The organism is Mesorhizobium sp. WSM4850, assembly GCF_055811735.1.
Genome location: NZ_JBVVPV010000093.1, coordinates 1 through 7,839 on the forward strand (window position 1 = coordinate 1; position 7,839 = coordinate 7,839).

9 protein-coding genes and 1 tRNA gene are annotated in these 7,839 nt (G+C 60.6%); 4 read left to right on the plus strand and 6 right to left on the minus strand.

All coding sequences use genetic code 11. The annotated features are described in order from the left end of the window. Positions 1 to 114: 114 nt before the first annotated feature. The gene (gluQRS, locus tag AC0L2Z_RS34425) at positions 115 to 990 is read right to left on the minus strand and encodes a tRNA glutamyl-Q(34) synthetase GluQRS (protein ID WP_473630524.1); all 876 of its coding nucleotides are present in this window, start codon (positions 988 to 990) and stop codon (positions 115 to 117) included. 91 nt (positions 991 to 1,081) lie between these two features. On the opposite strand from gluQRS, the gene AC0L2Z_RS34430 reads away from it, so the two are divergent. Next, the gene (locus AC0L2Z_RS34430) at positions 1,082 to 1,723 is read left to right on the plus strand and encodes a DNA-3-methyladenine glycosylase family protein (RefSeq protein WP_128246124.1); all 642 of its coding nucleotides are present in this window, start codon (positions 1,082 to 1,084) and stop codon (positions 1,721 to 1,723) included. 229 nt (positions 1,724 to 1,952) lie between these two features. Then, entirely contained in the window at positions 1,953 to 2,510 is a 558-nt protein-coding gene (locus AC0L2Z_RS34435) for an HNH endonuclease (protein WP_023797250.1), read from the plus strand. A 152-nt stretch (positions 2,511 to 2,662) separates the two neighbouring features. On the opposite strand, the gene AC0L2Z_RS34440 is transcribed toward AC0L2Z_RS34435, so the two are convergent. After that, entirely contained in the window at positions 2,663 to 3,181 is a 519-nt protein-coding gene (locus tag AC0L2Z_RS34440; RefSeq protein WP_419697156.1) for a disulfide bond formation protein B, read from the minus strand. Between the two features lie 93 nt (positions 3,182 to 3,274). Further along, complete coding sequence (locus tag AC0L2Z_RS34445; protein WP_027153359.1) at positions 3,275 to 3,862, minus strand: YqaA family protein; 588 nt, start codon at positions 3,860 to 3,862, stop codon at positions 3,275 to 3,277. Positions 3,863 to 4,154: 292 nt separating this feature from the next. Between AC0L2Z_RS34445 and AC0L2Z_RS34450 the strand changes: the two genes are divergently transcribed. Then, positions 4,155 to 4,239: transfer RNA gene (locus AC0L2Z_RS34450), tRNA-Leu, on the plus strand. 6 nt (positions 4,240 to 4,245) lie between these two features. Here AC0L2Z_RS34450 and AC0L2Z_RS34455 read toward each other — a convergent pair. From AC0L2Z_RS34455 to AC0L2Z_RS34465, 3 genes are all read right to left on the minus strand, one after another. Then, positions 4,246 to 4,971: a tyrosine-type recombinase/integrase gene (locus AC0L2Z_RS34455; RefSeq protein ID WP_473630525.1), complete on the minus strand. Its 726-nt coding sequence runs from the start codon at positions 4,969 to 4,971 to the stop codon at positions 4,246 to 4,248. A gap of 1,292 nt (positions 4,972 to 6,263) precedes the next feature. Then, a complete protein-coding gene (locus AC0L2Z_RS34460; RefSeq protein WP_473630526.1) occupies positions 6,264 to 6,938 on the minus strand; it encodes a hypothetical protein in 675 nt (224 codons plus the stop codon). A 63-nt stretch (positions 6,939 to 7,001) separates the two neighbouring features. After that, positions 7,002 to 7,220, minus strand: coding sequence for a hypothetical protein (locus AC0L2Z_RS34465; RefSeq protein WP_473630527.1), 219 nt, complete (start codon positions 7,218 to 7,220; stop codon positions 7,002 to 7,004). 133 nt (positions 7,221 to 7,353) lie between these two features. Between AC0L2Z_RS34465 and AC0L2Z_RS34470 the strand changes: the two genes are divergently transcribed. Then, on the plus strand, positions 7,354 to 7,575 hold the full coding sequence (locus AC0L2Z_RS34470) for a DUF6471 domain-containing protein (RefSeq protein ID WP_473630528.1): 222 nt from the start codon (positions 7,354 to 7,356) through the stop codon (positions 7,573 to 7,575). Positions 7,576 to 7,839 lie beyond the last annotated feature (264 nt).

Below are 7,839 nucleotides of genomic sequence, written 5' to 3' on the forward strand. Positions count from 1 at the left end.
GTGGGGGAGATGTCCGGCAGGACAGAGGGGGGCGCGAAGGATCGCTACAGAGCGCTTTTATTTTGAGCCGTTCGCTGCCGGTCGCTGCCCTGTCAAAAACGACCGTGTCTGGGACTAAATCCCAACCAACCGCCGGACGTCTTCCGGTGATGCGCCGGCCTCGCGCAAGGCGGCAAGGCCGGTATCGGCAAAACTCTTCGACAGCTTTCGTCCGTCCGGGCCCAGGACCAGACGATGGTGGAAGTAGCTTGGTTGCGGCAGGCCGAGGATCTCCTGGAGCAGGCGCTGCACGCCGGTGGCGGAATAGAGGTCCTGGCCGCGCACGACGTGGCTGATGCCCTGCAGCGCGTCGTCGACGACGACGGCGAGATGATAGCTTGTCGGGATTTCACGGCGCGCCACGATCACGTCGCCCCAGTCCTGCGGGCGGGCTTCTATCGTGCGTGTCGTGCAAAGGCTTTCATCGGAAAATTCCAGCCATGACAGACCCGTGCCGACGCGCGCCATCGCAGCATCGACGTCGAGCCGCCAGGCGAAAGGCGCATTCTCGGCCATCCGTCGCTGGCGTTCCCTCATAGTCAACGCCTTGTCGACGGCGGGATAGAGCGGCACCCCGTCCGGGTCGCGCTGCCAGTCGCGGCCGCGCCTTTCGCGGTCGGCAATGAAGGCGCGGATTTCGCCACGGCTCATGAAGGCCGGGTAGACGAGTTCCTCGCTGATCAGCCGATCGAGCACCGTCTGATAGTCCGAAAAATGTTCGGACTGACGGCGCACCGGTTGTTCCCAGCCAAGCCCGAGCCATTCCAGGTCGCGAAAAATGCCGGCCTCGAATTCCGGCGTGCAGCGCGTCGTGTCGATGTCCTCGATGCGCAGCAACAGCCGCCCGCCGGTTGTGCTGACCAACTTTTGATTGAGCAGCGCCGAATAGGCATGGCCGAGATGCAGTTCGCCATTCGGGCTCGGCGCGAAGCGGAATGTCAGGAGTGTCATCGTTCGGCGGCAATCGGGTTGTGCGGCGCTTTCGCCAGTTGCTATTTTGCGCCTGATTACATCTGCCACTTTGCGCCGGGAACAAGCAGACATGCAACGCATCGCCACGCTCGACGACGTCTCGCAAGGGCTCGACGCGCTCTGCCTGCTCGACCCGCGCCTGGAAAAGGTGCGCGGCATGGCCGGCGAGGTGCCGCTTCGGCTGTCCGAGCCGGGGTTCAGAAGCCTTGCCTCGATCATCGTCTCGCAGCAGGTATCCCGCGCCAGCGCCGACGCGATGTTCGGGCGGCTGACAAAACTCGTCGATCCGCTGACGCCGCAAGCCATCCTTGCCGCTGACGAAGCCATCTTTCGCGAAGCCGGACTGTCGCGGCCGAAACAGCGCGGGCTGATCGCCGTCGCCCAGGCGGTGGTCGATGGGCTCGACCTCGATCATCTCTGTTTGCTCGACGCCGCGGAGGCGATCGCGGCGATGACCAAGGTGTCAGGCATCGGTCCGTGGACGGCGGAAGTCTATCTTCTGTTCGCCGCCGGTCACCCCGACGTCTTCCCGGCACGCGACGTTGCTCTACAGAGCGCGGTCGGCCACGCGCTCGGCATCGACCCGCGCCCGCCCGAGAAAACGCTGATCAAGCTCGCCGAATCATGGAGCCCGTGGCGCGGTGTCGCATCACGGCTTTTTTGGGCGTATTATCGTGAAACCCGGGGCAGGGACGCCGCGCCGCCTGGCTGAATCCGTAAAAAAGCATGAAAATCATGCATTTTTAGCGCTGCGATTGATCGACAAGCCGCTTCACATCCCTGTCATGTCGGGCTTACAGTATCCGCGCCGACAGGCTACAGCGCCGCGCATCCAGTTGGATGCGCAAAGGACGCTGTAGGACTTTTTGAAGCTGCGCATGATCCCTTCCGAAAATCGAACCGATTTCGGGGTCATGCGCTGAACCAAGGAGGTCAATGACGTGACGGTTGCCGTATCTCCGGATGGGCTTCCAGCACTGGTGCTGAACGCGGATTACCGTCCGCTCAGCTATTACCCCCTGTCGCTCTGGTCGTGGCAGGACGCCATCAAGGCGGTGTTCCTCGAGCGGGTCAACATCGTCGCCGAATACGAGCACGCGGTGTCGTCGCCGACCTTCTCGATGAAGCTGCCGAGCGTCGTCAGCCTGAAAGCTTATGTGAAGCCATCGCGGCATCCGGCCTTCACCCGCTTCAACGTCTTCCTGCGCGACCGTTTCCAGTGCCAGTATTGCGGCACGCCGGAGGATCTGACCTTCGACCATGTCGTTCCCCGCCATCGCGGCGGCGCGACGACGTGGGAGAATGTCGTCGCCGCCTGCTCGCCCTGCAATCTGAGGAAGGGCGGCATGATGCCGGCGCACGCCAAGATGTGGCCGCTGCAGAAACCTTTTCAGCCGACGGTGCACGACCTGCACAACAATGGCCGCTTGTTCCCGCCCAACCATCTGCATGAAAGCTGGATGGATTATCTCTACTGGGATGTCGAACTGGAGCCATAGAGTTCGGCAGAAATCCGCCATGCCGGTCGCCTGACGCAGCTTTCTGCGCTTCCGGTGCTCACGTACTGTAAGTACGCTCCGCTTCGGTTCTCGAAACCCACGTCATGCGCTTCGGCCTGACGAATTTCTGGACGAACTCTGCGCTGTGCAGCTCAGTCGCGGGCAAAGGCGCCGCGGAAGGCGATGACGGCCAGGACAAAACTGGCGATGGCGTTCCAGCCGGCCAGCGACAGGCCAAGGATGCGCACGGCCGCTTTGTCGCAGGAGGGCGGGACGAATCTGTCGAGCGCATCGAGCACGCCCTTGCCGCCGGTATCGACCGGACCGGCAGCCGCTGCACAGTCGGTCGGCCCCGGCCACCACGCCCATTCGACACCGGAGTGATAGACGCCGAGATAGACGCCGTAGACCATCAGCAGGCCGCCGACGGCCAGCAGGCCGCGTGTCAGCCACGCGGGGGCGCGCAATGTCGACGCAGCCGCCGCCAGCAGCATCAGCGGCACGCCGATGTAATAGGGGGTGCGTTGCTCCAGGCAGAGCTTGCAGGGGATGTAGCCGCCGAGATGCTGGAAGGCCAGCGCTGAGCCGACGGTGGCGGCCATGGCGGCGGCGAGGAACAACGCCGTCCGCATGCGCTGGCGTCCAGGGTCGGCATTCACGGTCGCTGTCATCGATCTGCCGTTCGCCTTCTTGTTGAGCATGATCTTTTCCGAAAGCTGGCGCCCACTTTTTTGCTACGCTGACCTTCGGTTCGGGATCATGCTCTAAAACGCGTATTTGACGACGATATAGAGCGAAATCAGGGCAGCTGCGCCAGCGCCGGCGATCATGCCGAGGCGCTTTTCGATGAACTCGCGGATCGGTTCGCCATAGCGGCGCAGCAGCCAGGCGAGGAACAGGAAACGGGCGCCGCGCGCCACGATCGCCAGCACGATGAACAGCAGCAAAGGCGTGCCGATGACGCCGGACAGGATCGTCACCACCTTGATCGGCGGCAGATGGGCGAGGCCGGAGGTGATCAGCATCAGGACGATGAATCCGGTGCCCGCCGAGACGCGCAGTGTCTCGAAGTCGTCATACTTGCCGTAGAATTCAAGGATCGGCCGCGCCACCGTGTCATAGGCGTAGTGGCCGATGTACCAGCCGGCTATGCCACCCAGAACGGAGGCCAGCGTGGCGACCAGCGCGTAGCGATAGGCGCGATCCGGCCGTGACAGCGCCATCGGCAGATAGAGCACGTCGGCCGGCACGAGAAATACCGAGCTTTCGACGAAAGCGATGAAGGCCAGCCACCATTCGGCGGATTTCTTCGCCGCCAGCGACAAGGTCCAGTCGTAAAGTCCGCGAAGCATCGGCACTCCTGATGCACGTCGCCCAAAAAACGCAGCACCTTTGGGACAACAATATGCATAAAAACCAAGCCCAAAAGCACGCCAGATGAATCTCTCCAGACGCGGCGCGCTTCAATGCTGCGCTGCCTGTCTAGAAAGATTTTTCGCGCCGCACAATGGCCGTAGCTTCACGAAATCGAAAGGCTGCGGCCGAGCGAAAGCCGAATGCCCGGAATTGGCCACCCCGAATTGGCCAGTTGACGAACAGGCCTCCAACCGTATAGTCCGCGCCCATCCAGGCCGCCCGGCCTGAGCCCCTATGGCGGAATTGGTAGACGCGCTCGACTCAAAATCGAGTTCCGCAAGGAGTGCTGGTTCGATCCCGGCTAGGGGCACCACCACCTTTATACCGGTGTTGATTTGCCGGACCTTTTTCTGATTTTTGTCCCACTCTTTGTCATCGACTTTTTCGGTGGGACAATTTCGTCCTGATTTTGTTCCGGAATAACCAAGAGATGGGCGGCCTGTCCAGCCATCCGGCGGCGTTGCGCCTTCCTCGTGTAGTGCGTCGTTTGCTGCTTGGTGGTCCAACCGAAGATCGCCATGAGCTGCTCGTCAGTGGCACCGTTCTCGGCTGCTATAGTGGCTCCTGCTTTTCGAAGGCCGTGAAGGGTGCAGTGGGGCAACTCCGCTTGATCGCACCAGTCCCGCATTTTGTTACCAAGTGAATTAACGGTGAATGGTTTTCCCCATTCCGACGTCAAGAAGGTCAGGTCACCGCAGGCACTGGCGTCGATTGTCGCCCTCAACTGAGGAAGAATGGGAAGCTCCACCTCGACACCCGACGATTTGCTGGTCTTCTGGGGACGGATGTGTAGCCATCCATTCCTGACGTGCTGGCGCCCAAGGATGGCAAGATCCTGGCGACGCAGTCCCGTAAACAGTCCCAGATGCAGTGCCAGACGTGCCTTGCTGCCAGGTGGATGGCGTGCCTCGAACTGACGCACCTCTGCAACGGACCATGTGTGAAATCCATCGCCAGATTTGAGGCGCTTGATCCCGAGAGCTGGATTGCTCCGGACGATCTCGTTCTCAATCGCCCAACCGTACATGGCCGAGATGACCTTCACGACCTCATTCTGAGCACCTGGCGTCGAACGGAGATCATCTCGAATTTCGAGGACGTGCTTCCGCTCCAGGAGGTCGAAGGGGAGTGTCCCCCGCTTGCTGCCGCTTTTGTGCTCGCTGTTGCAGATTTCATCGAGAACCGATGACCGTCGAGCAAGGATTTTGGGTGAGAGCCTTACACGTCGCTTGTACTCCTGGCATAGCCAGCGAAAGGACCTCTGGGACACCGGTTCATTTCGGTCCGCGGTGCCGCTGAGCTTCAGATGCGCGTAGGGAACGTTTAGCCGAGCACAAGCCACCTCGGCCTCAAACTCCTTTGTCCCCGGCTTCTCCCGTAGTCGGACTTTGGACCGGCCGAGGGCGCGAAAGTACAGGCGCACGTTTCCGTGTCGGTCACGATCAGGGGAAACGCCCTTTGGTAGCTTTCTCGGCATCCTCAGTTCCAGGGGTTATTTGATTTGGACGATGTGCCCAGCCTGTTAGACTCGCTCCGATGTGGGATCGCGCGAAAGGCGGCAACAATCTCGTCCACGTCCCAAAGAAGGCGTGAAGCAATTGGCCGTGGTTCTGGCATTTGGCCCGAGGCCACTAGCTGGGTAAACAGAGACGTCCCGATCCCGATGAGCGCGGCAGCTTGGTCAAGATTAACCGCGACAGGTGCGAGGTTGTCTGGCAATCGGCTTGACGGTCGTTTCATACGGTGTCGGCTCAAATCATGTGCAAGGCACTCGGGATCTAGTTCCGTAACCGCCGCGGTTCCATGGCTCTCGCGCGTGGTACTATAGGGGGAGTGGTTTTTAGCAGCTGGGGGACGTGCGGCGGCGCATGCTATTACTTGAAAACGCAAATTTTTATGCGGGCCGAGAGTAGATCCATCCCCGTTGCAAACCCGTCCTCTCCTTAGGGAAATGGTGTACTCCTTCCCCTTCCGACCCAAGGTGAGCGGGCGATCGATAGATCCCGCCGCCGAGCCAGTTCAAAAACTTCCCAGCTACTGGCGAAGTTGCAGGCCAGAAATGCGGTCCGAAAATCCACGGGGCCGTGCCGCTCCTCCTCGCGCCTGCAGTTGGATGGCTTGACTGACGGCGAGCCTCTGAAGACGGCAGGCGCGAGACGCCTTGTCAGTTCCTGGAGGGCGCCGTTGTCGATCAGCAGATGCAAAGAACGTCGCGAGTGCGGTGGCCGAACGCGGGCGCTGGGGAGGATCATTGAACGATCGAAGGCTTGCTTGAGAAGGAGGGAGACCAGCGATCGTGATCTCATCGGGCGCTGAGCGGGGGACGATCCTCCAAGATCATTCTTTCGGGACGATACGCTCCACGGCCTCCCGAAGCCTCGCGATCGTCCGCTGGCCGCGCTCCCGGACTATCTCCTGCAGCCGATTAGGCGGAATGGTTGGCACGAAGTCCGCTGCGGTTACTTCGCCTTCCCGATAGGGGAAGTTGAGCGCCATTGCTCCGACGAGGTTCACGTGCCGGGCGAGAAAGGACGCAAGTTCTTTGAGGCGGGCGGCATGGGCATACAAGAGAGCTGCGGCCGTGGAAGATTTGTGAATAGTGACAGTGTTGACCTGCGGTTCATAGCCCCTCCACCACATCAGTTCCCCAAGTCCTCGCCATGGGACCGAGTGGGAGGATCGGGCCGCGACCGCGTACCTGGCCAGAAAGTCTTCGTCATACAGGATCTCGAGATCGCCGCGGGCCCAGTTGATCTCCGCGTTGCCCTTTTGATTGGTGCGGGCATGGAGGAACACCCTGGGCTTCCTATTCTCATCGCGAACGGCGGCGCTCCAGTTGATGGGGTCAATCAGGATGTCGACGTGCTCCTTGTTGAGGCCGCAGTCGTAGGCTGCGTCGTCCAGCATCCAGGCCAGCTCCTCACTCAGTCTAGATGTCCCGGTCCGGTGGCGCTCGCGCGCCAGGGCCAGATATTCGGAGCTCGAGATGGAAGGATCGAATGGTTCAGTCATTTTGAAACGTCCTGGAGGGGAGATGGTTGGATGCCATGGAACTTTCGCTGTCGGATCGCTATGTTAGGAGCGAGTCATCCGCTCGAATCGGCCCATGACATGGTGGTAGACCTCAGGGGCCTTGTGGCCGGCGTTCGTCATAAGGGTAGCGGCACGTCGCAACGTTTTGATGCTTGGCGCGAGGGCGTGGAAATCCTCGTCGTTATAATGCAGGTCCAACTCGGAAGAGAGTTCACCTAGAAGGTCTGTCAGCACGTTTGCCGTTGTCTGGTCGATGGTCATGGTGGTCCTAATTGAGTTTGAGTGAAAGTGGCTACATATCATTTTCAGTAGAAATCTACTGTTCGTGATAGATAATTGTGAAGATGAGGAACGCAATGGGCCGCGCAAGATTTTTTTGGCGGAGAATGGTCGGATGACCGAGACAGAGTGGGAGCGACTGGTGAGCGGGCTCCTGAAGGCCGAGCTCAAGCTTCAGGGCCTGAGCTATGCCGATCTGGTTGAAAAGCTGGCCGCTATCGGGGTCGAAGAGAAGGAATCGAACATCAGCAACAAGCTGTCACGAGGACGCTTCAGCGCCGTGTTCCTAGCGCAGTGCCTAACGGCCATTGGATCGCAGAGGCTGAAGCTAGACTGACCCTATGAGGTGGGATGGCGCCTGCGCAGTGTCTGGGTGAGCAGTCCGGGTTTGGCCTTGGACCTGGCTCAGGTTTTGGCGCAGGCGGGGCGGGGGCATCGGCTCGGAGGCCGCTATCAGTAGACGCGCCTGCGGATCGCGGCTGACATCGCAGATGCTGCTTGTCTCGACGATCTGTTTGGACCGGAGACATCGCGAACAGGTGTGCGAGGACATCGCGAACAGTTTTGCGCGTTGTGCGCGAGGGGGTTCGGGATGCCGTTC